Raw genomic sequence first — 26682 nt, forward strand, 5'->3', positions numbered from 1 at the left:
AAAGGATGGTTACATGCATAAAAAAATCTACTTATCCGCCCCTCATATGAGCGGCAGGGAGCAGCACTATATTTCAGAAGCCTTTCGCTCAAACTGGATTGCGCCGCTTGGGCCGCTTGTGAATACATTTGAAGAAAAATTGGCTGAACGAGTCGGCGCCAAAGGGGCGGCTGCTGTCAGCTCAGGCACCGCCGCGATTCATTTGGCGCTACGTTTGCTGGATGTAAAAGAGGGAGACATCGTGTTTTGTCCGTCCTTTACATTTGTGGCAACGGCAAACCCGATTTTATATGAAAAAGCGGTGCCTGTTTTTATAGATTCTGAGCCGGATACGTGGAATATGTCTCCGAAAGCACTTGAAAGAGCACTGGAGGAAGCAAAACGAAATGGAAATCCGCCCAAAGCGGTCATTGCCGTCAACCTGTACGGACAAAGCGCGAAAATGGATGAGATTGTAAGCCTGTGCGGCTTATACGGAGTGCCGGTCATTGAGGATGCGGCTGAATCCCTCGGTTCGGTCTATAAAGGGAAGCAGAGCGGGACATTCGGCCGTTTCGGCATTTATTCATTTAATGGAAACAAAATCATTACCACTTCAGGAGGCGGGATGCTTGTGTCAGACGATGAAGCCGCCATTGAAAAAGCAAGATTTCTCGCTTCACAGGCCCGCGATCCTGCTGTTCATTATCAGCACAGTGAAATCGGGCACAACTACAGATTGAGCAATATCCTTGCCGGAGTCGGGATTGCCCAGCTTGAGGTGCTGGATGAGCGGGTGGAGAAAAGACGGGAGATTTTTACGAGGTATGAAAATGCGCTTGGCAGCCTAGATGGCGTTTGCTTTATGCCGGAATACTCAGAAGGCGTGTCCAACCGCTGGCTTACTGCACTCACGCTCGATAACGGGCTGATACCATATGACGTGGTTCAGCATCTTGCTGAAGAACAGATTGAAGCGAGACCGCTTTGGAAGCCGTTGCATACCCAGCCTCTGTTTACATCATCTGCATTTTATTCCCATACAGATTCTGAAAGTGTGTGCGAAAACTTATTCAGGCGAGGGATCTGCCTCCCATCCGGAACAAATATGACCGAAGAAGATCAAGACCGAGTAATCGATGTGTTGTTACACTTATTCCAAACAACAGAGGTGAAGAGATGGACAGCAAGCATTCAATGATCAGCCTGAAGAAAAAACTGGCCGGGCTGCTCGAAATGATTCCGAAGCAATCCGAAATCATTTACGCCGACTATCCTCTATACGGAAATGTAGGGGATCTATTTATTATGAAAGGAACGGAAGCCTTTTTTGACGAAAATGACATTCGGGTCAGAAACCGCTGGAATCCAGACAATTTCCCAATCGGGCGTAAGCTTGATCCGAATCTGATCATCGTCTGTCAGGGAGGCGGCAACTTCGGGGATTTATATCCGTACTATCAAGGATTTAGAGAGAAAATCGTTCAAACCTATCCAAACCACAAAATCGTCATTCTGCCGCAATCCATCTATTTTCAACATGAAGACAACTTAAAACGGACGGCTGACATTTTCTCTGCCCATTCAAATCTGCATATCATCACAAGGGAAAAAGCCTCCTATGCAACGGCACAGGCGTACTTTCAAAACAATCATATCAAGCTATTGCCTGATATGGCCCACCAGCTGTTTCCCATCATTCCGACACAGCAGCCGACCGGCCAAAAGCTGAGATTTATCAGAACAGATCATGAAGCAAATGATGAGCTTCAAAGACATGCGCAAGCGGAAAGCTATGACTGGCGTACAGTGCTGTCAGCTTCAGACCGCCGGACAATCGCTTTTCTCCAAACGCTGAACGTCCTGAACAAAAAAGCGGGCAATCCTCTGCCCATCGCATTTATATGGAGAAAATACTCGGATTACATCGTCACCAAAGCCATTCGCTTTTTCAGCCGTTACCAATCGGTGGAAACGTCAAGACTGCACGGCCATATTTTGTCCTCTCTTCTTCAAAAAGAAAACACGGTCATTGATAACTCCTACGGAAAAAACGCCAATTACTATCATACTTGGACGGAGGGAGTGCCAAACACTCAAATCATTCGGGACGCCTCAAAGAAAGAAAACCTTCCTGCTCACATGTGAGCAGGAAGGTTTATTTTGATTCTCCGCGTTTTACTTTGTTGTAGGCTTCATCTAAATGCTGAATCCGCTTCAGGACAACGGCGTTTTTTGTCAGCTGATCCTGCACAAGTGTTGAAACGACAGAACGGTAGTAGCTGTTCATTGCGTGGATCTTATCCTCAGACGGGTTCATTTCAATATGCTGCTTTAAGTTTTCAATAAAATACGGTACAGAAAAAAGTTCAGACATTTCTTTGGCAGCTCCTTTTTCATAAATGTATACGGTGTCATCCCAATCATGTACAATGAAGAAAGGGGAGTGAGCAAGATGGATATGAAACTTCAGCAAGTACAAGTACTAAAGCCTCAACTGACACAGGAGCTCAGGCAGGCCATTACGCTGCTTGGCTATCATTCGGCGGAACTGGCCGAATACATTGATGAGCTCTCACTGGAAAACCCTCTTATTGAACGAAAGGAAACAGACACACCGCCACTATCTTACCATAAAACAAACAAAAACAGGATCAGCAGGCAGGAGGCGGGCCTTCAATTAAGCAATCCGCAAAAAACACTGCAGGATGTCCTCAAACAGCAGTCGCTGGATATGAATCTGTCAAACACTGAAAAAAAGATTTTTAATTATCTGATACATTCGCTTGATTCAAACGGATATCTGGAGGAAGATGTGGAGGAGGCAGCCCGGCGCCTGTCTGTTTCGGCAGAGGAAGCGGAAGCGGTTCTGAGAAAACTACAGTCGCTTGAACCAGCGGGAATCGGAGCAAGATCTCTTCAAGAGTGTATTCTGCTGCAATTACAGCGTCTCCCGAACAGAAATGAACAGGCAGAACTGCTTGTTTCAGAACACTTTGATGTATTTGCACAAAAAAACTGGAAAGCGCTTTCAAAAGAAACTGGAATCCCGCTTCACGCGATTCAGGATATTTCTGATAAAATTGCTGCGCTTCACCCAAGACCCGGCCTTCTGTTTGCCAGTCCGGAGCAGGATATGTATATTGAACCTGACATTTTCATCATCGTTAAAAACGGCCAGATCACAGCGGAACTGAACAGCCGCTCGTTCCCGGAGATTGAGCTGCATCCGCAGTACAGGCCGCTTCTATCGTCGGGCGCCTGTCAGGATACGGTTTCCTATTTATCTGCGAAATATCAGGAGTGGCGCTGGCTGAGCCGCGCGCTGAGGCAGCGGAAGCAGACGATCACCAGAATTGTAAATGAGCTGACCGCACGTCAAAAAGATTTTTTCCTAAAAGGGCGGAGCGCTATGAAGCCGCTGACACTGAGAGAGGTGGCGGATTGTCTGGGCCTGCATGAATCAACCATCAGCCGGGCCATTAAAGGGAAAACGATACAAACGCCTTACGGATTGGTTGAGATGAAGATGTTCTTCTCAGGAAAAGCAGAGGCCTCTGGAGATGGCGATACATCCAACTATGCGGTCAAAACGCATCTTCAAGCATTGATTCAGCAAGAGGATAAAACAAAACCCCTCTCAGATCAAAAGCTTGCCGACCTGTTATATGAACAGCACCGCATTCAAATCTCCAGACGCACAGTGGCGAAATACCGCGATCAATTGAACATTCCGTCATCGGCGGCCAGAAAACGGTACAAATAAAATCCTCCCTGTAAGGGAGGATTTTTTTACGGAATCATCCAGCTGAAAAACTGGTGCTGCAAAAAGGTGATGATACAGACGAGCAGCAGCAAAAACAAGCTGTGCTTGATCGTAAAGCGGAAAAGATCCGACTCCTTCCCGGCGAGTCCGACTGCCGCACACGCGACCGCGATTGACTGCGGGGAAATCATTTTGCCGGTGACGCCGCCTGATGAATTGGCCGCGACCGATAGGACAGGGTCCATTCCGACCGATAAGGCCGTTACTTTCTGCAGGTTTCCAAACAGCAGGTTAGCCGACGTATCCGAGCCGGTAATAAAGACGCCGAGCCAGCCGAGAACCGGCGAAAAGAAGGTAAACATCGAGCCTGTCAGCGCCAGCGTCATGCCGAGCGTCGTGCTCATTCCCGAGGAGTTGGTGACATATGCAAAACCAACGACCGAGGCGATCGTCAAAATCGGAAACTTCAATTCCTGCAGTGTTTCGCTAAAAACAGCCCCCCATTCTTTCCACGCAATGGACGTGATGAATTTTGACAGCACTGCGGCAATTAAAATCGCGGTGCCTGCCGAACCGAGCACCTCAAGCTTATAAACCGCTTCAATCGGAGTGCCGTCAGCATTGACGATCTGATTGTTCAAAAAAGGCACCCCAGGAGCAAAAGTCAGCTTTTCTCCAATCACATTCAGCCATTTTAAGACAATGGCTGTGCCTTCGTAATGCCCTGTCAGCGCGGATTTGACCGAAGGAATGCCCCAAACAGAAATCATCACCGTCAGCAGCAGAAACGGCGACCAGGCCTTAAAAATCTGCCCGCCGGTGTAAGCCGGTGCATCAGGGTGCAGTTTTGCCGTTTCAATTGCGGCGGCCGATTCCTGCTCCCCCGCAAACCGGAATGTCTTCTTCGGCTTCCACCATTTCAAAAACACAGCTAGCGCAGCCATCGACACTAGCGCCGACAAAACATCCGGCAGCTCCGGCCCTAAAAAGTTGGAGCTGAGATACTGAACAGCGGCAAAGGAAACACCGGAAACAAGAATCGCCGGCCATACCTCAAAGGCTTTCCTGAATCCGCTCATAATGATAATTAAATAAAGAGGAATAAATACAGATAAAAACGGCAGCTGCCGCCCGACCATTTGAGAAATCTCCATCGCCGGAATCCCTGTCGGCCCTTCTACAGCTGTAATCGGAATCCCAATCGCCCCGAAGGCTACTGGCGCCGTATTGGCAATCAAACAGATCCCCGCCGCATAAAGAGGGTTAAAACCGAGGCCGACAAGCAGTGCGGCCGAAATCGCGACCGGCGCCCCAAATCCCGCCGCCCCTTCTAAAAAAGCCCCGAATGAGAAAGCGATCAGCAGCGCCTGAAGCCGGCGATCATCGGTAATGGAGAGAACAGAGCTGCGAATAATATCAAACTGTCCCGTTTTTACAGTGATTTTATACAAAAAAACAGACGTCACAATTATCCAGCCGATTGGCAGAATGCCGTATACGGCTCCTTGTGTAGCGGACATCAGCGCTTTTTCCGCCGGCATCCCGTAAATCAATACAGCAATCAGCAGCGCGATTCCCAAGGTGGACAATCCCGCTGTATACCCCTTCATTCGTTTAATGGCGAGTGCCCAGAAAAAGAAAATAATCGGTACAAGTGCGGCAAGCGCAGATAAAAGCAAATTTCCCCCTATAGGCGTATATGCCTGTGTCCATTGCATCCCAAACCCCTCCTTCAAACATAACTGGCTATGTGTAAGCGGTTTCCAAAGATGATATGATCATCTGATGACTAGATAATAAGACCAGTTACCTAGCATTATATTTTGAAAAAAATCAAAGTACAAGACTTTTTGACGAAATTGTCTAAATCTTTTGGCGGCGCCCAAAAGGGAGTATAATAGATCGTAAACAGCCAGACCTACAAGTTGCGGGGTGAATTGCATTGAAATATAAACAGATTAAAACAAAAAAGATATATGAAGAAGTCGCGGATGCATTATTAGATATGATCAAAACCGGCCAACTGAAGCCGGGGGATAAACTTGACTCCGTTCAGGCGCTTTCCGAAAGCTTTCAAGTCAGCCGTTCAGCGGTGCGCGAAGCGCTTTCCGCATTAAAAGCGATGGGGCTTGTCGAAATGAAACAGGGAGAAGGCACCTACCTGAAGGAGTTTGAACCTGATCAAATTTCTCAGCCTCTGTCAGCCGCACTTTTAATGAAAAAAGAAGATGTCAAACAGCTGCTCGAGGTCAGAAAGCTGCTTGAAATCGGCGTGGCTTCATTAGCTGCCGAAAAACGGACAGAAGAGAATCTCCAAAGCATTCATGCGGCGTTAAAGGAAATGGGGGAGATTGAAGCAGACGGGGAGCTAGGCGAAAAAGCAGACTTCGCCTTTCATTTGGCACTCGCTGACGCTTCACAAAACGATCTGCTTAAACATCTGATGAATCACGTATCATCATTGCTGCTGGAAACGATGAGAGAAACGCGGAAAATCTGGCTGTTTTCCAAGAAGACCTCGGTACAGCGGCTTTATGAGGAGCATGAACGGATTTATAATGCCGTGGCTGCCCAAGACGGAGCACAGGCGGAAGAAGCGATGCTGGCACACTTGACGAATGTGGAAGATGTCCTTTCGGGATATTTTGAGGAAAACGTGCAATAACCGACTCATTTCCCGGGCAATTCTGCTGGTGCGTACAAACAACCAAGACTGAGCTTTAATGGTTCAGTCTTATTTACATTGTGCGGCTGACACAGCTTGACATTTACGAAAAAGGAAGTAAAATATTTTACTAAAACGACCACTGGCATGTTTGGGAATGGAGGCAGATATAATGGCGACAATAAAAGATATCGCACAAGCCGCGGGATTTTCGATTTCAACCGTTTCCCGTGTTTTAAATAACGATGAGAGCCTTTCTGTACCGGACGAGACGCGTGAAAAGATATATGAAGCCGCAGAGAAACTTAATTATCGCAAGAAAACTGTAAGGCCGCTGGTGAAACACATTGCTTTTTTATATTGGCTGACAGATCAAGAGGAGCTGGAAGATGTCTATTTCAAAACAATGAGATTAGAAGTAGAGAAATTGGCGAAAACCTTCAATGTCGACATGACGACCTATAAAATAACGGACGGTATTGAATGCATTCCGGCTCATACAGAAGGTTTTATTGCCGTGGGCACCTTTTCTGATAAAGAATTAACATTTCTCAGAAATCTGACGGAGAACGGTGTTTTTATTGACTCTTCACCTGATCCCGACCATTTTGATTCAGTAAGGCCGGACTTAGCGCAAATGACGAAGAGAACGGTAAACATCCTAGTTGAAAAAGGGCATAAGAATATCGGATTTATTGGCGGCACGTACAAAAATCCGAACACGAATCAAGATGAAATGGATATTCGTGAAAAAACGTTCCGATCCTATATGCAGGAAAAAGGGATGCTGGACGAGCGCTATATATTATGCCGCCGCGGCTTCTCCGTCGAAAATGGCTACCGCCTGATGACTAAAGCGATTGAAGCATTGGGTGATCAGCTTCCGACCGCCTTTTTTATCGCGGCAGACCCGATTGCGGTCGGCTGTCTGCAAGCCCTGAATGAAAAAGGAATCGCGATACCAAACAGAGTGAGCGTCGTGAGCATCAATAACATCAGCTTTGCCAAGTACGTCTCTCCGCCGCTGACGACCTTTCATATTGATATCAAGGAACTATGTAAAAACGCTGTGGAATTATTGCTTGAGCAAGTGCTGGAAAAGCGGAAAACGGTTAAAACGTTATATATGGGAGCTGAATTAATCGTCAGAAAGAGCATGAATTAAATCGTATTTCAAAATGGCTTAGTATTCTAAGTCATTTTTTGTTTGGTAAAAAAATTTACTTTTAAGAGTAAATAGTTTGTTTGCACATTTTCTCAGTCATGCTATATTGTTTTTTGAAGCGCTTTCATCTAATACGGAAGGGTGACAATTGATGAAAATGGTAAAAAAGTACGCCGGTGTCATGCTCTGCGCGGCTGTCAGTTTATCTTTAGCCGCCTGCGGACCGCAGGAAAGCAGCAGCGAAAAAACAAGCTCAAAGGGCTCGGAGCTTGTCGTGTGGGAGGATAAAGAAAAAAGCATCGGCATTAAAGACGCTGTTGCCGAATTTGAAAAAGAGCATGATGTGAAGGTCAAAGTTGTTGAAAAACCTTATGCCCAGCAGATTGAAGATTTGCGTATGGACGGCCCGGCCGGCACAGGGCCTGACGTGTTAACCATGCCCGGTGACCAGATCGGAACGGCTGTCACAGAGGGATTAATCAAAGAATTAAACGTTGAAAAGGATGTTCAATCGCTCTACACAGACGCATCCATTCAGTCTCAAAAGGTGGACCAGAAGCTTTATGGCCTGCCTAAAGCCGTCGAAACAACAGTGCTTTTTTATAACAAAGATCTCATCTCAGAGGACGAATTGCCGCAAACGCTGGAAGAGTGGTACGACTACTCTAAAAAAACGGCTGATGGCAGCAAGTTTGGATTTTTAGCCTTATTTGATCAAATCTATTACGCGCAAAGTGTTATGGGCGGGTACGGCGGATATATCTTTGGAAAGGATAAGGATGGAAACGATGATCCGTCTGATCTTGGAATCAATAATGAAGGCGCTGTCAAAGGTGCTGAGCTGATTCAGAGGTTTTATCAAGACGGCTTATTCCCGGCTGGCATTGTCGGAGAGCAGGGAATCAATGTACTCGAATCACTGTTTACAGAAGGAAAGGCTGCTGCGATTATCTCAGGCCCGTGGAATGTAGAAGCCTTTTCGAAAGCGGGAATTGATTATGGCATCACCAAGCTTCCGAAGCTGGAAAACGGCAAAAACATGAGCTCCTTTATCGGCGTCAAAAGCTACAATGTCAGCGCATTTTCAAAACATGCAGAGCTGGCGCAAGAGTTAGCTGTTTTTCTGGCAAATGAAAAGAATTCCAAAAAACGATATGAACAAACGAAAGAAGTTCCGGCCGTTCAATCATTAGCGAGTGACACGGCTATTATGAAAAGCGAAGCGGCACGGGCGGTTACCGAACAATCCCGCTTCTCAGAGCAGACGCCGAATATACCGGAAATGAACGAAATATGGACCCCGGCTGATTCGGCATTACAAACGATTGCAACAGGAAAAGCGGACCCGAAAAAAGCCTTAGATCAGGCTGCCGAAATGGCCAAAGGGCAGATGAAGGCAAAGCATAGCGGAACATAAAGAGAAAAGTAGATTTGTATTGTAAGAGAGGTGAAGACGGTGCAGCATCGTAAAGTCGCTTTGTTATTGTCAATCATTCCGGGCCTTGGTCAATTCTACAACAAACAATGGATCAAAGGCCTCCTGTTTCTCCTCTTGGGCGCATCGTTTTTTGCGGTATTTGGAGATTTGCTGAATATGGGGCTTTGGGGAATCTTCACGCTGGGAACAGAGGTGCCGCGGGATAACTCGGTGTTTCTGCTGGCGGAAGGCATTATCGCTGTCATTGTGACATGCTTTGGACTTGCGGTATATTATGTGAATTTGCGAGACGCTTATCAAAGCGGAAAACGCCGTGATGAAAAGAGGCCCTTGAGCTCTCTCAAGGAACAATATCAAAATATCATCGCACAGGGCTATCCATATGTGGTCAGCGGACCATCTCTGTTTATTTTAATTTTCGCGGTGATCTTTCCCATCTTATTCAGCTTTGCCTTAGCTTTTACAAACTATGATTTATATCATTCTCCTCCTGCTAAATTAGTAGATTGGGTTGGTTTTCAAACCTTCACTGATATTTTTACTGTCGATATTTGGCGCTCGACCTTTTTTGATGTGCTGGCTTGGACGGTGGTGTGGACGCTTTGTGCTTCCACTCTGCAAGTCAGTCTGGGGATATGGCTGGCGATCATTGTGAATCAGAAAGACATCCGGTTTAAACGGTTTTTCCGGACTATTTTGATTTTGCCATGGGCTGTTCCCGGATTTGTCACGATTTTAATTTTTGCAGGTTTGTTTAACGATAGTTTCGGCGCAATGAATCATGACATCTTGGCTTTCTTTGGCATTGATCCGCTTCCGTGGATGACAGATGCGAATTGGTCGAGGCTGGCGCTGATCCTCATGCAAGGCTGGCTTGGTTTTCCGTATATCTTCCTTGTTTCAACGGGTGTTTTGCAATCGATTCCTGAGGATCTTTATGAAGCGGCGACAATCGATGGTGCTTCCATCTTCTCAAAACTGAGGTACATCACGCTCCCGATGGTGTTCATTGCGATGGCTCCGATTATCATTACGCAGTTCACATTTAATTTTAATAACTTCAATATTATTTATCTTTTCAATGGAGGCGGTCCGGCTGTTTCCGGATCAACAGCCGGCGGAACAGATATTCTCGTATCGTGGATTTATAAATTGACGATGCAGTCCAGCCAATATTCCCTTGCGGCTGCTTTAACCATTTTATTGTCTGTGTTTGTGATTGCCATTGCATTGTGGCAATTCAGACAGACGAAGTCTTTTAAAGAGGAGGGCTGAGACATGCTGGCAGATATGAAGGTCAGAAAATTTATGCGGCTCCTTTTCTCTTACTTGTTTTTAGCCTGCATGGCGGTCATCATTGTGTATCCTCTCCTTTGGACGGCAGGCGCCAGCTTTAATCCCGGCAACAGTTTAATCAGTACATCCCTCATTCCGAAGAATCCGACGTTCGACCACTACAAAGAATTATTTGCGGGCAAAGAAAGCCTTCAATATGTGCAGTGGTATATTAACTCGATAAAAATCAGCCTGTTTACGATGGCTGGCTCACTGATCTGTGTGACGTTTACGGCCTATGCGTTTGCCCGCTTTCGGTTTAAAGGGAGGAAATACGCATTAACGCTCTTTTTATTGCTGCAAATGATACCTCAGTTTTCTGCATTGATCGCCTTGTTTGTGCTGGCTCAAATGTTAGGAATGATCAACAGCCATTGGCTGCTGATCCTGCTTTATATCGGCGGCCTGATCCCGATGAATACGTACTTGATGAAAGGATATATGGATTCTATCCCGATTGATTTAGACGAAAGCGCAAAGATTGACGGGGCAAGCAGCACGAGGATCTTTTTGCAGATCATCCTGCCTTTATCAAAACCGATGGCGGCAGTGGTTGCGATGAATGGATTTACCGGCCCGCTCGGAGATTTTGTTTTGTCATCAACGATATTGAGAACGCCTGAATCATATACATTGCCCGTAGGCTTATTCAATTTAGTCAATGATGTCATGGGAGCAAGCTATACGACATTTGCGGCGGGTGCCTTGCTCATCAGCATACCTGTTGCCGTCATCTTTATCATGCTGCAAAAGAATTTTGTGTCCGGATTAACCGCAGGCGGAACGAAAGGATAAGAGAATAAGGGGGAGAACATCATGTCAAAGCTTGAAAAAAAGCACGTTACAAAAGCGAAGTTTATGCTCCACGGAGGAGACTACAACCCTGACCAATGGCTGGATCGGCCGGATATTTTAGCCGACGATATAAAGCTGATGAAGCTTTCTCATACCAATACATTTTCTGTCGGCATTTTTGCATGGAGTGCGCTTGAGCCGGAGGAAGGTGTATATCAATTTGAATGGCTTGATGATGTTTTTGACCGTATCCACAGTATCGGCGGCCGTGTCATTTTAGCAACGCCGAGCGGAGCGCGTCCTGCCTGGCTGTCGCAAACCTACCCTGAAGTGCTGCGGGTCAATGCCTACAGAGTGAAACAGCTGCACGGCGGACGGCATAACCACTGCCTGACGTCCAAGGTCTATCGTGAAAAAACGCGGCACATCAACCGTTTATTAGCAGAAAGATACCGCGGACATCCGGCGCTTTTCATGTGGCATATTTCCAACGAATATGGAGGAGAATGCCACTGTGACCAATGTCAGCAAGCTTTCAGAGAGTGGCTGAAAACGAAATATGACAATAGTCTCAAGGTATTGAATAACGCGTGGTGGACGCCGTTTTGGAGTCATACATTTAATGACTGGTCACAAATTGAAAGCCCTTCCCCGATTGGAGAAAATGGCTTGCACGGCCTGAACTTAGACTGGCGCCGGTTTGTCACGGATCAAACCATTTCCTTTTATGAAAGTGAAATCGTACCGCTGAAAGAGCTGACGCCGGACATTCCGATAACAACGAATTTTATGGGTGATACACCAGATTTAATTCCTTATCAGGGTCTCGACTACAGCAAATTTGCAAAGCATGTGGATGTCATCAGCTGGGACGCTTATCCTGTGTGGCACAATGATTGGGAAAGCACAGCAGATTTGGCGATGAAGGTCGGCTTTATCAATGATCTGTACAGAAGCCTCAAACAGCAGCCCTTTCTATTAATGGAGTGTACGCCTAGCGCTGTCAATTGGCATAACGTCAATAAAGCAAAGCGCCCGGGCATGAATCTGCTTTCATCTATGCAAATGATTGCCCACGGATCAGACAGCGTCCTCTATTTCCAATTTCGAAAATCACGAGGATCATCGGAAAAACTGCATGGGGCGATTGTGGATCATGACAACAGCACAAAGAACCGCGTCTTTCAAGAAGTGGCAAAAGTCGGGGAGACATTGGAACAGCTGTCTGAAGTCGTTGGAACGAAGAGACCGTCTGAAGCTGCTATTTTGTATGATTGGGAAAATAATTGGGCGCTTGAGGACGCTCAGGGATTTGCAAAAGCGACAAAGCGTTATCCGCAAACACTGCAGCAGCATTACCGCACATTCTGGGAACAGGATATCCCGGTCGACGTCATTACAAAAGAACAAGATTTTTCAGCGTATAAGCTGCTGATCGTCCCCATGCTGTATGTAATCAATGAAGAAACCATTTCGCGATTAAAGAAGTTTACGGCTAACGGCGGAACCTTGGTGATGACGTATATCAGCGGAATCGTCAACGAACATGACTTAACGTACACAGGCGGCTGGCACCCAGACTTGCAAACGATATTTGGAATTGAGCCGCTCGAAACAGATACGCTGTATCCGAAAGATCGAAATGCCGTCAGCTACCGCAATCAAACGTATGAAATGAAAGATTATGCAACGGTGATCGAATTGAAAGCCGCAACGGCAGAGGGTGTGTATCAGGATGACTTTTATGCGCATACCCCTGCGGTTACAAGCCATCAATATGAACAAGGAAAAGCGTATTTTATCGGCGCGCGTTTAGAGGATCAATTTCACCGGGATTTTTATCAAAGTTTGATAAAAGAACTGTCTTTGTCTCCGGTTTTTCCGGTTAAGCATGGTAAAGGCGTCTCCGTACAGGCGAGACAGGATCAGCACAATGACTATATCTTCATCATGAATTTTACGGAACAACAGCAGCTGGTTTCGTTTGATAAGCGTGTGAAGGATATCGTTACTGGTGAAATGCTTTCAGGAGACCTGATCTTGGAAAAATATGAAGTGAGAATTGTCGTGAACTCACATTAAGGTGTGCCTCCGCTCTATATGGGCGGGGTGTTTTTTGAAATCGCTTACGTGAGAGGGTGGAAATATGAAAAGCAGTATCATCATGCTGTTAGTCGCTGTTATCGTCTGGAGCGGGATCGGAAGTTCATCGGGATATGCCGCCACAGAGGGGGAGAAATATGTGTCAGAGCTTCAGGCAAATGACCTTTTTGTTAAAAAGGTAGCGGGCATGAACAAGGACTTTATCAAAGGAGTTGACGTGTCGAGCATTATTGCTTTAGAAAACAGCGGTGTAACCTTTTTCAATGCAAGCGGGAAACGTCAGGACATCTTTACAACCTTAAAGCAAGCAGGTGTCAACTATGTCCGCGTCCGCATTTGGAATGACCCGTATAACGCTTATGGCAATGGTTATGGGGGAGGCAATAATGATGTTCAAAAAGCCATCCAAATCGGAAAAAGAGCAACCGCGAACGGGATGAAGCTGCTGGCAGATTTTCATTATTCCGATTTCTGGGCAGATCCTGCAAAACAAAAGGTGCCAAAGGCTTGGGCGAACTTAAGCTTCGAAGCTAAGAAAGCGAAGCTCTATGAATTTACAAAACAAAGTCTGCAAGCCATGGTCAAGGAAGGCATTGATATCGGTATGGTACAGGTCGGAAACGAAACAACAGGAGCATTTGCCGGTGAAACGGATTGGAAGAAGATGAGTCAATTATTCAATGAAGGAAGCCGGGCAGTCAGGGAAACAAATCGTGACATATTGGTCGCGCTGCATTTCACCAACCCAGAAACGTCAGGACGATATTCATATATTGCTGAAACCCTCAACAAAAACAAAGTCGATTATGATGTATTTGCCAGCTCATATTATCCATTCTGGCACGGTACGTTACACAATTTGTCCTCCGTGCTGAAAGCTGTTGCGGATACGTACGGCAAAAAAGTCATGGTGGCGGAAACGTCATACACCTATACGGCTGAAGACGGAGACGGACATGAAAACACAGCGCCTAAAAGCGGTCAGACGCTGCCATACCCGATTTCAGTGCAAGGCCAGGCAAATGCCCTAAGAGATGTGATGGACGCAGTGGCAAAGACAGGAACAGCCGGATTGGGCGTTTTTTATTGGGAGCCTGCGTGGATTCCGGTCGGCCCGAAGACGCAATTGGAGAAAAATAAAACGATATGGGAAACATATGGTTCCGGATGGGCCGCCAGCTATGCAGCCGAATACGATCCTAAAGACGCAGGTAAGTGGTATGGAGGAAGTGCAGTGGATAATCAAGCTTTGTTTGATTTCAACGGACATCCGCTGCCATCCTTACAGGTATTCAAATACGCGGAAACAGGCCATATCCCGAAAAAATAATGAAAATCCATGAGGTGTAACAACGCATTGTTATCTCTCATGGATTCTTTTATTTTACATCTACTAAAATAAAACACTCATCATCGTTTTTGGGCTCAGCTTGAAGAGATGAGAGGATTTTGTTTTTCAGCTCAGCTATAGGCAAATCAGGATGGTCCTTTATTAAACGGTGTAAATAACATGATGCCGTCGGATCCGTCACACCGTCTGTATACAGAAGCAGCCTTCCGCCGCATGTATAGTCAAGGGTGCTTGACTGAAACACCGCTTCTTCAAACATCCCAATCGGCGGTGCGGTTGCGTCCAGCGTTGATTGGGTTCCCTCGGCATCCTGCCATAATGCGGGCGGATGGCCCGCGTTGACATAATCAATTCTTTGCCGGTCTGTATCAATGATGAGGCAAATAGCGGTACAGTAATGCCTTGCTTCCTCGTCGTTTTGAAACAAACTGTGAAGATGGTAGTCTAGTTCCTTCATGACTTTGTCGGGACTGATCCCTTGTGTCATTAATCGCTGAAATAAAGGATGGAGGGACATTGTAACTAATGCAGATGAAATGCCGTGTCCCATCACATCAAGGAGGATCAAGCCGTAGCGGTGCTCATCGATTTGATAAAATCCATATAAGTCGCCTGATAAGTCACTGGATGCTTTATAATACGAATCAATCTGAATGTGATCATTCAAGATCGGCTCGGTCAATGAATTTTCTTGAATCTTTCTGGCGAGTTCAAGCTCTCTTTTTGTATTCAATCTGAATTGCTGATTTTGCTTATTGATCGCAAGAAGCTCTTCTTGTTTCACCTTCAGCGTCTGCAAAGCAATTTCCAACTCTGCATTTGCTTTCTGTTTGGCGAGCAGTGCTTCCTCGGCCGCGTTTCTGGCAATCAGCAGCTCATTTTCATATTCGTTTCGCTTCCGCATCGGAATGACAACGCATTCTGTTACAGCAGCCTCCTGATCCGTCCTCTGAACAGCGTTTACAAGGACAGGGATTTCTTCCCCATTGTTTGTTTCCAGGGAGATGTACATTTCCTCAATGTGTTGCTCCAGCTGCAAAAGCGGAACAAAATAAAGCTGATAAAAAAGCTTTGCGGGAACGGTTAAAAGAGCATTGATATGCTGACCGATCACCTGTTCCGATTCATAATCAAGAATCTTAAGCAAGGTGTGATTGACAGCTAAAATGGTACCCTCTTCTGATAAAGTAAGGAAACCGCATGGTGCATGATTCAATTGTTGATCCATTCAGAGGGTCACCTCTATCCCTTTCGTTCCTAAATCACGTATGCGTTCAAATAATCGCTGATCAGCTGTATCGTCTCTTCGGGATGGCTCATATGCGGGCAGTGCCCTTGAGCCTTCATCTGTTTCAGTGTGCTGTAAGGGAGATGCCTATGCATATACTCACCTACTGCCGACGGTGCAATGACATCATTCGAACATTGCAGAATAAGTGAAGGCACGGTCACCTTTGGAAGATCCCTTCGATGATCTGAAAAAAACGCTGCCTTCGCGAATTGCCGTGCAATGATAGGATCAGTAGAACAAAAACGGCTTTCCAGCTCTTCCTTAATTTCTGGCCGATCCGGCTGATTCAATACGGTTGCCGCAAAAACGGTTGCCCAGCCTATGTAGTTTTTCTCCATCATCTCTATTAACCCAAGGAGCTGCTCTTCCTCAAAACCCCCGTAATACTCAGGCGGATCATTTAAATAGCAAGGAGAAGGCCCCACCATAATCAGTTGTGAAAAAAGCTCGGGACGTCGTAATGATGCAAGCATGCCAATCACAGCCCCGACAGAATGCCCCATAAAAACGGCTTTTGACAGATCTAACGCTTCACAAACATCCAGAACATCCTGGGCATAGCCGTCAAGTGTGCGGTAACGATCCATATCATATGCGTGCAAATCAGAATTTCCCGCACCTACGTAATCAAATAGAATCAGCTGGTATTCGTCTTCAAAGGCAGGAGCCACGGCATTCCACACGCTCTGATCACACCCGAAGCCAGGTGCAAATACGATGGATGCTGCACCGTTCCCCCTCACCTTCACATGATTCCTAGTCAAAATAGCTTGATCCATAGTCGGCTCCTTTCAGCTAAAACGACATGAAGATTAATATGTATATCATACCACTTCAAGGCGTGAATTGCGGGCTTTCTATGAAAGTAAATAGGCGTCTTGCAGAAAGAGGACATGCGGCATGGAGAGCTGGATTGATTGGAAGATGTAGCGGAAGGATTGCCTAGGTGCCGGATATAATATAAAGCGGTAATATCATCTGAATGACACAAATGACATTTGTCATCTCAAATCATGACACCCCTTACTAAAATCATCTGATCCGGTATTTTACAATCAATGTAAGCAATCAGGAGGTGCTCATAAAATGAATGAGGTTGTGTCAGTAAGAAATGTCACAAAACATTTTCAGCAAAAAACAGCAGTGAAGAACATTCATTTCAGCATAGGAAAAGGAGAGATCGTGGCCATCCTTGGCCCGAATGGCGCAGGGAAGACAACAGCGATCTCTATGATGCTGGGATTGCTGAAGCCAAGTGAGGGTGAAATCAAATTATTTAACCGTCAGCCTGATGAAAAACAGGTGCGTGAAAAAATCGGTACCATGCTGCAGGAAGTAAGTGTCATGCCGGGATTAAAGGTCTGCGAAACCCTCGAGCTTATCCGCAGTTATTATCCCCATCCATTATCCATGAAAGAGCTTGTCTCGCTGACAGCACTCACAAAAGAAGATTTGAAAACACCGGCAGAGAAATTATCCGGCGGACAAAAACGCCGTCTGAGCTTTGCTTTGGCACTTGCCGGCAATCCGGAGTTACTTGTATTTGATGAACCGACTGTCGGAATGGACACGACATCAAGACACCAGTTTTGGAAGACAGTGAACAGCCTGGCGGATCAAGGCAAGACCATTATTTTTTCAACTCATTATTTACAGGAAGCAGATGATGCCGCGCAGCGCATTTTGTTTTTTGCTGAAGGACGGCTTGCCGCAGACGAAACGCCGAAGCAAATCAGAGCAAGGATTCAGAAGCAGTCTGTTTCCTTTAAGGTTTCATCGGATGAATCATTGGAAAAGCTTTATCGGCATCCGGAAGTAGAACGAGTGACTCAAAAGCATCAGCGAATCAGCATTCAAACGTCAAATACTGATAAAGTGTTAGCGCTCATCTTTCAAGAAAACATCAATGCACATGATATTCGAATCGATCAAGGAACGCTTGATGAGGCATTTCGACAGCTTGCTGACGGGAACAGGGAGGCGATGTGAGATGAACATGCTGCGGAAACAGTGCATAGCTGAAATGAAAAGGGTGCTCAGGAATAAATACTTTGTGTTTTGGTCGCTTGTTATGCCGATTGCCTTTTACTATCTCTTTACAAACGTAGTAAATACCAATGTCGCTGACAAGGGCGCCTGGAATGCCCATTATTTAATGTCTATGACAACCTTCAGCGTAATGGGTTCGTCTATGATGACGCTTGGAATCCGTTTGGTACAAGAACGGGCACAAGGCTGGTCAGTTTTTATCCGCATCACGCCTCTGCCGGATCATATTTATTTGGCGGCTCAGATGATCGGGCAAAGTGTCATTCATCTTTTATCTATTACTGTCATCTTTCTTGCCGGCGCCATCATAAACGGCATTGACTTGTCACCGTTTGAATGGGTCATGAGCGGGCTTTGGATTTTAATTGGGGCATTTCCGTTTTTAGCGTTAGGGACTTTAATCGGTCTCATGAGAAAAGTAGAAACGGCAGCCGGGGTCAGTAATGTGCTTTACATGCTGCTGGCGATAAGCGGGGGCATGTGGATGCCGATCGAGGTCATGCCGGACATATTGAAAAACATAGGTCAATGGCTCCCGTCTTATCATTTTGGGAGCGGAGCGTGGGCTCTTGTTCAAGGCGAGCTTCCAACCTGGAAAAATATTCTGATGTTAATCGCTTATTTAGTGATCTTCATGCTACTATTTAAGTATATAAGAAGAAAACAAGAAGCGGTGTAATACATGAAACTCATAAATTCCATATTTCCAAAGCAATTCGGTTTTTTCCCTTATATCTTTTTGGTGTATACCATTATGCCGTTTCTTTCTTTATTGAGAGAATCAGGCAGCAAACAAGTGCTGGGATATGGCATGCTGCTCCTATTTGTTGTGACATATCGTCAATTGTTCGTCAGTGCGGACAGACCTTCATTTACGTATTGGTTATGCGCGCAAATGGCCATTATTTTTATTTATAGTTTGTTTTATCATATCAGCTATATTTATTTAGGCTTTTTCCCGGCAAACTTTGTGGGCTATTACCGTGAGAAAACGAAGTTCAACCGTGCTTTCTTTGGTCTTGTCTTCATGCTGATATTTCCTTGCGTGTATCATTTTCTGGCGGATTCGGCCTCGATCAGGGAGCTGTTTTCTGTTCTTCCGTTTCTGGTCATTATGCTGATTTCTCCCTTCGGAATTCGTTCCATGTTTCGAAGAATAGAGCTTGAAAAGAAGCTTGACCAAGCCAACGAACATATAAAGGAACTCACCAAAAGGGAGGAACGTGTTCGGATAGCCCGCGATCTTCATGATACACTCGGCCATACCCTCTCGCTCCTCACGTTAAAAAGCCAGCTGATTCAGCGGCTGGCGGCAGCCGATGCAGAACGGACCAAGCTTGAAGCGAAAGAAATGGAAACAAGCTCGCGTGCGGCACTCAAACAAGTTCGTGAGCTTGTAGCGGATATGAGAACGGTCACCATGACGGAGGAGCTAGCCAACATTCGGCACATTTTAAGGGCGGGTAATATTACCTTTCAATACGAAGGGACCGAAGATTTTTCAGACATATCCCCCGTCACTCAAAATATTGTCAGTATGTGTATGCGGGAGGCAGTGACAAATATCATCAAGCACAGCAAAGCGACCCATTGTGCAGTCACCATTTCTCAATATGCCGACAAAATGACCGTTCTTATACGGGATGACGGAACAGGAGCGGTGAAGGAGAAGATGTTTGGGAATGGATTGCGGGGAATGGAAGAGCGGCTGATGTTTATTGACGGAGAGATGACTCTTTCAGACCATAACGGAACGGTGTTGACACTGACGATTCCGCTCATTAGAAAAGCAGAATGATAGGAGGACGAAATAGATGATTCGTCTGTTTATTGCTGAGGATCAGCGAATGCTTTTAGGCGCTCTGGGATCCTTGCTTGACCTGGAAGAGGATATGAAGGTCATCGGACAAGCGTTAAATGGAGAAGAGGCGCTGAAAGCCATTCTCAGGCTGGAGCCGGATGTCTGCATCATGGACATTGAAATGCCGGTTCACAGCGGGCTGGAGGTTGCAGAGGAGCTAATGAAAAAAGGCTGTAAAAGCAAGGTCATTATTCTGACAACCTTTGCCCGTCCAGGATATTTTGAACGCGCCGTCAAAGCGGGCGTACACGGATATCTCTTGAAGGATGGGGAAATTGACGATCTGGCAGATGCCATACGAAAGTGTGTAAAGGGAAAACGGATGTTCAGCCCGGAATTAACCTTTAACATGATTCGTGATGAAAATCCGCTGACTGTAAGAGAACAAGAAATACTGCGGCTGGCTGCTTTAGGCAAGACAACAAAAGACATCACACTTGAACTCTATTTATCTCAAGGCACAGTCCGAAACTATATTTCAGAAATCATCCAAAAACTGAATGCGAAAAACCGGACAGAAGCCGCTAGTATTGCTGAGGAGAAAGGATGGATTTAATGAGGAACCTGGTTAATCATACATAACCAGGTTCCTTTTATTTACATGGTTATTTTTCGGTTATCTATTTGTCCGTCCGCAAAGCTTGTACTATACACCAAGGTTACGGGATATGTCAGGTTCAGCCTTCATCGGTGCTTTTTTGTTTGAAACCCTTTTGCGCTAATGAGGGGAGGCGCGGGTTGGATCGTCCTTCTCAGTGCTCTTTCGTTCCTTTATCTCTTTGTGAAAACATATAAGACATACGCAGGAACATTAAAAAGCAATATCAGCCCTTTTGAACGCTCTGTCCTATGTACAGGCATTTTTTTATTGCTGAAATCATTAGAAAATGCTTTCAATTTTGTGTCCAAATAGTGTACGATATTGGTAAAAGCTTTAACTTCAGGTCATCAGATGACCAGATCATATATTGGGGATGAGAGAGGGGTTCATCATGAAAGTCTCACTTTTTGTCACTTGTCTTGTTGATATGTTTCAAACAAACGTAGGAAAAGCAACGGTAGAGCTGCTTGAGCGGCTCGGATGTGAGGTTGATTTTCCGGAGGGGCAGATCTGCTGCGGCCAGCCGGCTTACAACAGCGGTTACGTCAATGACGCCAAAAAAGCAATGAAACGAATGATTGAAACGTTTCAGGAGTCAGATTATGTCGTCAGTCCATCCGGTTCCTGCACCACAATGTTCAGGGAGTATCCGCACCTGTTTAAAGATGATCCGAAATGGGCGGATAAAGCGCAGAAGCTGGCGGATAAAACGTATGAATTAACAGATTTTATCGTCAACGTCCTTGGGGTAGAGGATGTCGGCGCGACCCTTCATAAAAAAGCGACCTTACATACGTCATGCCATATGACGAGGCTGCTCGGCGTATCTGAGGAGCCGATGAAACTGCTGAGCCATGTGAAGGGGCTTGAATTCACGTCACTTCCGGGGAAACACAACTGCTGCGGATTCGGAGGAACGTTCTCTGTTAAAATGGCGCAGATTTCTGAGCAGATGGTTGATGAGAAAGTCGCATGTGTGGAGGAAACGGGAGCAGAGGTGCTCATCGGCGCTGACTGCGGCTGTTTGATGAATATCGGGGGACGGCTCGGCCGAAAAGACAAGAATGTCAAAGTGATGCACATCGCCGAAGTGCTCAACAGCAGATAACACTGGATACAGAGGGGGAAAAGGATCATGGCGATGAAAATCGGTACTGACGCTTTTAAAGAGCGGGTATCACAGGGGATCGATAATGAATTTATGAGAGGCGCTGTTTCGGGTGCGCAGGAGCGTCTGCGGACGAGACGGCTGGAAGCAGCCGAAGAGCTGGGAAACTGGGAAGAATGGCGTTCGTTATCTGAGGAGATCAGACAGCATGTCCTTGAAAATCTTGATTTTTATTTGGAGCAGCTTGCATCCAATGTATCAAGCAGAGGGGGACACGTTTATTTTGCTGAGACAGCTGAAGAAGCATCCTCTTATATCCGCAGCGTGATTCAAAAGAAAAACGGCAAAAAAATCGTAAAGTCTAAATCTATGGTGACAGAAGAAATCAATCTGAATGAAGTGCTGGAGGAGGAAGGCTGTGAAGTCGTCGAAACCGACCTCGGCGAATATATTTTGCAGATTGATGATCATGACCCGCCGTCACATATTGTGGCACCGGCTCTTCATAAAAATAAAGAGCAGATTCGCGATGTGTTTAAGGAAAGACTGGACTATAAACACACAGAAAAACCGGAAGAGCTCGTTATGCATGCGCGCGGCATCCTCCGGAAAAAATTTCTGGAAGCCGATATCGGCATTACCGGCTGCAACTTTGCCATTGCCGACACGGGTTCAGTCAGCCTTGTAACCAATGAAGGAAACGGTCGGCTTGTCACGACATTGCCGAAAACACAAATCACTGTCATGGGAATGGAGCGCATTGTCCCGTCATTTTCCGAATTTGAAGTGCTTGTCGGCATGCTGACAAGAAGCGCTGTCGGACAGCGGCTGACGAGTTATATCACGGCCTTAACCGGCCCCAAACTGGAAGACGAAATCGACGGCCCGGAGGAATTCCATCTTGTCATTGTTGACAATGGCCGGTCCAATATTCTCGGCACCGAATTTCAGTCTGTGCTGCAATGTATCCGCTGTGCTGCCTGTATCAATGTCTGCCCTGTGTACCGCCATGTCGGCGGACACTCATACGGCTCGATTTACTCGGGGCCGATCGGGGCCGTTTTATCGCCGCTGCTCGGCGGTTATGACGATTATAAGGAGCTGCCGTACGCGTCTACACTGTGCGCGGCTTGTTCAGAAGCCTGCCCGGTCAAAATCCCGCTTCATGAGCTGCTTCTCAAGCATCGTCAGAACATCGTCGAAAAAGAAGGCAGAGCGCCGATCAGTGAAAAGCTTGCGATGAAAGCATTCGGTCTTGGGTCTTCCTCTTTGTCGCTTTATAAAATGGGCTCAAAATGGGCCCCGGCCGCCATGACGCCTTTTACAGAGGACGACAAAATTTCGAAAGGACCCGGCCCGCTTAAAGGCTGGACGCAAATCCGCGACTTCCCGGCACCGCATAAATCAAGATTCAGAGACTGGTTTACAGATAGAGAAACAAGTGAACGCACGAAGGAGGAGCAGTGATGACGAAGGGAACCATTCAGAATCAAGAGAGCTTTTTAAACCGGATCGCGTCACGCCTTGGCCGAGACAGAAGAACGGGTGGCGTGGCCGTCCCTGAGTGGGCGCATCAGCCGCAATATAAAACATTTGAAGGGTATTCGGCCGATGACTTAGTCACGGTGCTCAAAAACCATTGTGTCAAAATCCATACTGAGCTGATTGAGACGGATTCAATCGGTCTGTACGATGCCTTGCGCGAACAAGTCAGCCGATTTTCCGGAGGGCCTGTCATCATTCCGAAGGACCCCCGGTTTGAGGCTTACGGTTTAAAAAGCCTGCTCACCAAAGACTGGCCTGGTGAAGGAACGCAAGTCTGGGAATGGGATGCTGACCAAGGTGAAGAAAATATCAAAAAAGCGGAGCAAGCCAATGTGGGGATTACATTCAGTGAAATCACACTGGCCGAGTCGGGTACGGTTGTCCTTTATTCTTCAAAAGACACCGGCCGCTCTGTCAGTCTTCTGCCGACAACCTATATTGCCATTGTGCCGAAATCAAGCATAGTGCCGAGAATGACACAAGCCAGTGATATCATCCGGCAAAATATAGCTGACGGCATCACGGTTCCCTCATGCATTAACTACATTACAGGACCGAGCAACTCCGCCGACATCGAAATGGATTTGGTGGTCGGTGTTCACGGTCCGGTTAAAGCGGCTTATATTCTCGTATCTGACCGCTGATCTGAAAAAGCCCGGCAACTTATGCCGGGCTTTCTGCTTGAAAAAACTTCATTTTCCAAAAATTTGGCCGATGAGAAGAATATGACGTGAAAAAGGAGGGAACGAAATGAAAAAATGGCTGATCATAGCTGTTTCACTAGCGATTGCGATCGTTCTGTTTATGTATACAAAAACAGAAGCAAAGGCGGCCGGTATGACATTAGGCTATACTACCGGGGATACGGCATCATACCATTCTCTTACGAAGTACCATAAATATATCAGCTCCATTGCCACTGATACGTTTGCGTTTGATAAAAACGGACGTGTGATTGGCGATGTCCCGGGCAAGCAGCTTACATACGCGAAAAAAAATAAAATCAAAACGTGGGCCGTCATTTCCAATTATAATGACGCTATTTATGATTTTGACGGAAACTTAGCGAATCAGGTCATGACTGACAAAACAGCGAGAAAACGATTCACAGACCAGCTCATTTCTTTGGCAAAAAAGCACCACTATTACGGAGTCAATATTGATTTTGAGGCAGTTAATCCGAAAGACCGTTCTGCATACTCAAGCTTCATTCAATATGTCTCACAAGCTCTGAAAAAGAAACATATCAAAACAATGGTCTCCGTTCCGGCCAAAAGCGCCGATGATAAAAACGATGACTGGAGCTGGCCGTATGATTATGCGAAAATCGGGAAATATGCCGACTATGTGCAAGTCATGACTTACGACGAACACGGCATTTGGGGCGAACCGGGCTCAGTGGCAAGCACAAGCTGGATCAAGCGATCGCTGCAGTTTTCTGTCAAAAAAATCAAAGCAAACAAAGTGATCATGGGGGTCCCTGCGTACGGCTATGATTGGGATCTGAAAGACGGAAGCAGCAGCTCTGCGAAGGAATGGAATGACATCAAGTCCCTCATTAAGAAGCAGAAAGCAAAGCCGGCATTTAATAAAAAAACAGGTTCTATGACGTTTTCTTACACTGACAAAAAGAAACATAAACATGTCGTTTGGTATGAAAATGAAAAAACAATCGAAACAAAAAGCCGTCTGGCGAAACAATATAAAATAGCCGGTGTCTCTGTCTATGCTTTAGGACACGAATCGGAATCCTTCTGGAAGGCCATTCAGAAAGGGACAAAATAACAATTTCTTTTTTCTCGCAAGTTATTGACAGAGAAAACAGAAGCACGTATATTATGTTAATATATTCAGATCATAAAATTTAAGTTTTTCAGAAAACTAAAACACATAGATTGGGAGCAGTAAAAGAAAGGTATCAGTACAGAGAGCTGCGGGATGGTGCGACGCAGCCTGATTCTTCTTTGAACTCGCCCGGGAGTGGTAGGACGAAACGGAATAGATTGAATATTCCCTATGTTTTAACGGCTAACCTTCGTTACAGGGTCAAAAAGCTGGATTCTTCTAGGAAGGATCAACAAGAGTGGTACCGCGGTCAGCCGAAGGCTCGTCGTCTCTTTATCTATTCGTATAGATAAGAGACGGCGGGCTTTTTTTGTTTTTGAAGACGAGAAGGAGAGGAAAAAGAGGATGAAAAAGGACAATCAGACGTTAAAACGCACGATGACGTCCCGCCATATTATGATGATGGCGCTGGGCGGTGCAATCGGAGCAGGTTTATTTAAAGGAAGCAGTTCGGCAATCGATGTGGCAGGGCCATCGGTCATTATCGCATACCTGCTCGGCGGCATTATTTTGCTGTTTATAATGCAGGGGCTCGCAGAAATGGCTGTGCGCAACCGAAACGCGAGAACTTTCCGTGATCTTGTGCAGCAGGTGTTAGGAAATTACGCTGCATATTTCTTGGACTGGATCTACTGGAAAATGTGGGTGCTTAACATTGCGGCTGAGGCTGTTGTAGCTGCGATCTTTATTCAATATTGGCTGCCGGGCTGCCCGATCTGGGTGCTGGCATTAGCAATTTCTCTTGTTGTTACGATTGTGAACTTGCTTTCTGTAAAAATCTTCGCCGAAACTGAGTATTGGCTGGCTATGATCAAGATTACCGTTATTGTTATCTTTATTTTATTAGGATTGCTGCTCTTATTTGTATCATTCGGTGATCATACAGCGGCCGGGTTTTCGAATCTGACAGAGCACGGCGGATTTTTCCCGCACGGAGGCACCGGGCTGATCACAGCCATGCTTGTCGTCATCTATTCCTATGGCGGAACAGAAATTATCGGTGTGACGCTGGCTGAGACAAAAAATCCGGAACAGGTTGTCCCGAAAGCAGTCCGCAGCACATTAACACGGATTGTCGCATTCTACCTGCTTCCGTTTTTCATCATTGTCAGTCTGATCCCGTGGAATCAAGTGAATTCAGTTCCTGAAAGTCCTTTTGTGATGGTCTTTAAAATGGTAGGCATTCCGGGGGCGGACCATATCATGAATGCAGTCATCCTGCTTGCCATCATTTCCTCTATGAATTCAGGTTTATACGGATCGTCCCGCATTTTGTATACACAGGCAACTGACGGAAGACTGCCGCGGATCTTTTCTAAGCTTTCATCGAAAAACGTCCCGATGTTTGCGATACTGATGTGCACTTCTTCTTTATATATTGGCGTATTGATTTCTCTGTTCGCCGGAAGCCAGACATTTAATTACTTAATGGGGTCACTGGGATATACAGTCTTATTTATTTGGCTGATCATCGGATTGGCCCATTTGAAATCAAGAAAACATCAAACAGAAACACCGGCTTATTATGTCAAATGGTTCCCGTACACCACATGGTTTGCGATTCTGGCATTACTCGCCATTTTGATCGGGGTCATCATGACAACGTCAATTGTCATTACCATCATTACTGCGTCGATCTACCTTTTGATTACGATTGCGTATTTGGTCAAAGGACGCAAGCACCAGTAAATAAAAAACTCTTGTCATTAGGGACTGACCCCATAAGATGAGACAAATAAAAAACACCTTCAAGTTTGAAAACGGATGATTGTTAGCCGAAATTAG

General features: G+C 45.9%; 23 protein-coding genes and 1 other annotated feature. Of the genes, 19 read left to right on the plus strand and 4 right to left on the minus strand.

Going from position 1 to position 26682, the window contains the following annotated elements; genetic code table 11:
* The first annotated feature begins 13 nt into the window (after positions 1–13).
* Both MTN95_RS14115 and MTN95_RS14120 read left to right on the plus strand, forming a co-directional pair.
* Positions 14–1180, plus strand: coding sequence for a DegT/DnrJ/EryC1/StrS family aminotransferase (locus MTN95_RS14115; protein ID WP_248338609.1), 1167 nt, complete (start codon positions 14–16; stop codon positions 1178–1180).
* Positions 1159–2127: a polysaccharide pyruvyl transferase family protein gene (locus MTN95_RS14120; protein ID WP_248338611.1), complete on the plus strand. Its 969-nt coding sequence runs from the start codon at positions 1159–1161 to the stop codon at positions 2125–2127. The genes MTN95_RS14115 and MTN95_RS14120 overlap by 22 nt, the downstream gene beginning before the upstream one ends.
* 10 nt (positions 2128–2137) lie before the next feature.
* On the opposite strand, the gene yvfG is transcribed toward MTN95_RS14120, so the two are convergent.
* Entirely contained in the window at positions 2138–2356 is a 219-nt protein-coding gene (gene yvfG / locus MTN95_RS14125; protein ID WP_105953948.1) for a protein YvfG, read from the minus strand.
* A 78-nt stretch (positions 2357–2434) separates the two neighbouring features.
* Between yvfG and rpoN the strand changes: the two genes are divergently transcribed.
* Positions 2435–3745 (plus strand): RNA polymerase factor sigma-54, encoded by a 1311-nt coding sequence (gene rpoN, locus MTN95_RS14130; RefSeq protein WP_248338613.1) that lies wholly within the window; start codon positions 2435–2437, stop codon positions 3743–3745.
* Between the two features lie 26 nt (positions 3746–3771).
* On the opposite strand, the gene lutP is transcribed toward rpoN, so the two are convergent.
* A complete protein-coding gene (lutP, locus tag MTN95_RS14135) occupies positions 3772–5463 on the minus strand; it encodes an L-lactate permease (protein ID WP_248338615.1) in 1692 nt (563 codons plus the stop codon).
* Positions 5464–5687: 224 nt separating this feature from the next.
* Between lutP and lutR the strand changes: the two genes are divergently transcribed.
* The 7 genes from lutR (at position 5688) to ganB (ending at position 14576) form a co-directional block, all read left to right on the plus strand.
* Positions 5688–6410 carry an L-lactate utilization/bacilysin biosynthesis transcriptional regulator LutR gene (gene lutR / locus MTN95_RS14140; RefSeq protein WP_024122919.1) on the plus strand — a complete coding sequence of 241 codons (723 nt, stop codon included), beginning with the start codon at positions 5688–5690 and terminating at the stop codon, positions 6408–6410.
* A gap of 172 nt (positions 6411–6582) precedes the next feature.
* Positions 6583–7575 carry a galactan degradation operon transcriptional regulator GanR gene (locus tag MTN95_RS14145; protein ID WP_105953945.1) on the plus strand — a complete coding sequence of 331 codons (993 nt, stop codon included), beginning with the start codon at positions 6583–6585 and terminating at the stop codon, positions 7573–7575.
* A gap of 151 nt (positions 7576–7726) precedes the next feature.
* A complete protein-coding gene (ganS, locus tag MTN95_RS14150) occupies positions 7727–8992 on the plus strand; it encodes an arabinogalactan oligomer ABC transporter substrate-binding protein GanS (protein ID WP_248338617.1) in 1266 nt (421 codons plus the stop codon).
* Between the two features lie 39 nt (positions 8993–9031).
* On the plus strand, positions 9032–10288 hold the full coding sequence (gene ganP, locus MTN95_RS14155) for a galactooligosaccharide ABC transporter permease GanP (protein WP_105953943.1): 1257 nt from the start codon (positions 9032–9034) through the stop codon (positions 10286–10288).
* A 3-nt stretch (positions 10289–10291) separates the two neighbouring features.
* Complete coding sequence (ganQ, locus tag MTN95_RS14160) at positions 10292–11143, plus strand: galactooligosaccharide ABC transporter permease GanQ (protein ID WP_105953942.1); 852 nt, start codon at positions 10292–10294, stop codon at positions 11141–11143.
* 18 nt (positions 11144–11161) lie between these two features.
* Positions 11162–13225, plus strand: coding sequence for a beta-galactosidase GanA (locus MTN95_RS14165; RefSeq protein ID WP_248338634.1), 2064 nt, complete (start codon positions 11162–11164; stop codon positions 13223–13225).
* Between the two features lie 64 nt (positions 13226–13289).
* A complete protein-coding gene (ganB, locus tag MTN95_RS14170; RefSeq protein ID WP_105953940.1) occupies positions 13290–14576 on the plus strand; it encodes an arabinogalactan endo-beta-1,4-galactanase in 1287 nt (428 codons plus the stop codon).
* 49 nt (positions 14577–14625) lie between these two features.
* Here ganB and rsbP read toward each other — a convergent pair whose 3' ends face one another.
* Both rsbP and MTN95_RS14180 read right to left on the minus strand, forming a co-directional pair.
* Positions 14626–15825: a phosphoserine phosphatase RsbP gene (gene rsbP, locus MTN95_RS14175; protein WP_248338619.1), complete on the minus strand. Its 1200-nt coding sequence runs from the start codon at positions 15823–15825 to the stop codon at positions 14626–14628.
* 29 nt (positions 15826–15854) lie between these two features.
* Positions 15855–16667: an alpha/beta fold hydrolase gene (locus tag MTN95_RS14180; protein ID WP_248338621.1), complete on the minus strand. Its 813-nt coding sequence runs from the start codon at positions 16665–16667 to the stop codon at positions 15855–15857.
* A 307-nt stretch (positions 16668–16974) separates the two neighbouring features.
* Here MTN95_RS14180 and MTN95_RS14185 point away from each other — a divergent pair, with 307 nt between their 5' ends.
* From MTN95_RS14185 to MTN95_RS14225, 9 genes are all read left to right on the plus strand, one after another.
* Positions 16975–17877, plus strand: coding sequence for an ABC transporter ATP-binding protein (locus tag MTN95_RS14185; RefSeq protein ID WP_105990955.1), 903 nt, complete (start codon positions 16975–16977; stop codon positions 17875–17877).
* 1 nt (position 17878) lies between these two features.
* On the plus strand, positions 17879–18616 hold the full coding sequence (locus tag MTN95_RS14190; protein ID WP_248338623.1) for an ABC transporter permease: 738 nt from the start codon (positions 17879–17881) through the stop codon (positions 18614–18616).
* A 3-nt stretch (positions 18617–18619) separates the two neighbouring features.
* Positions 18620–19735 (plus strand): sensor histidine kinase, encoded by a 1116-nt coding sequence (locus tag MTN95_RS14195; RefSeq protein WP_248338625.1) that lies wholly within the window; start codon positions 18620–18622, stop codon positions 19733–19735.
* A gap of 16 nt (positions 19736–19751) precedes the next feature.
* Positions 19752–20354, plus strand: coding sequence for a two-component system response regulator YvfU (gene yvfU, locus MTN95_RS14200; RefSeq protein ID WP_024122907.1), 603 nt, complete (start codon positions 19752–19754; stop codon positions 20352–20354).
* Between the two features lie 436 nt (positions 20355–20790).
* Positions 20791–21507, plus strand: coding sequence for a lactate utilization iron-sulfur protein LutA (gene lutA, locus MTN95_RS14205; RefSeq protein ID WP_024122905.1), 717 nt, complete (start codon positions 20791–20793; stop codon positions 21505–21507).
* 27 nt (positions 21508–21534) lie between these two features.
* On the plus strand, positions 21535–22974 hold the full coding sequence (lutB, locus tag MTN95_RS14210; RefSeq protein ID WP_202852969.1) for a lactate utilization iron-sulfur protein LutB: 1440 nt from the start codon (positions 21535–21537) through the stop codon (positions 22972–22974).
* Positions 22974–23696, plus strand: a complete 723-nt coding sequence (gene lutC, locus MTN95_RS14215; RefSeq protein WP_248338627.1) for a LutC/YkgG family protein — start codon at positions 22974–22976, stop codon at positions 23694–23696. Before lutB ends, lutC begins: the two co-directional genes overlap by 1 nt.
* Positions 23697–23802: 106 nt before the next feature.
* Complete coding sequence (locus MTN95_RS14220) at positions 23803–24837, plus strand: glycosyl hydrolase family 18 protein (protein WP_248338630.1); 1035 nt, start codon at positions 23803–23805, stop codon at positions 24835–24837.
* 97 nt (positions 24838–24934) lie between these two features.
* Positions 24935–25173, plus strand: a binding site (T-box leader).
* 69 nt (positions 25174–25242) lie between these two features.
* Positions 25243–26586, plus strand: a complete 1344-nt coding sequence (locus tag MTN95_RS14225) for an amino acid permease (RefSeq protein ID WP_248338632.1) — start codon at positions 25243–25245, stop codon at positions 26584–26586.
* Positions 26587–26682: the final 96 nt, after the last annotated feature.

Source organism: Bacillus sp. 2CMS4F (assembly GCF_023161785.1).
Lineage (GTDB): Bacteria > Bacillota > Bacilli > Bacillales > Bacillaceae > Bacillus > Bacillus halotolerans.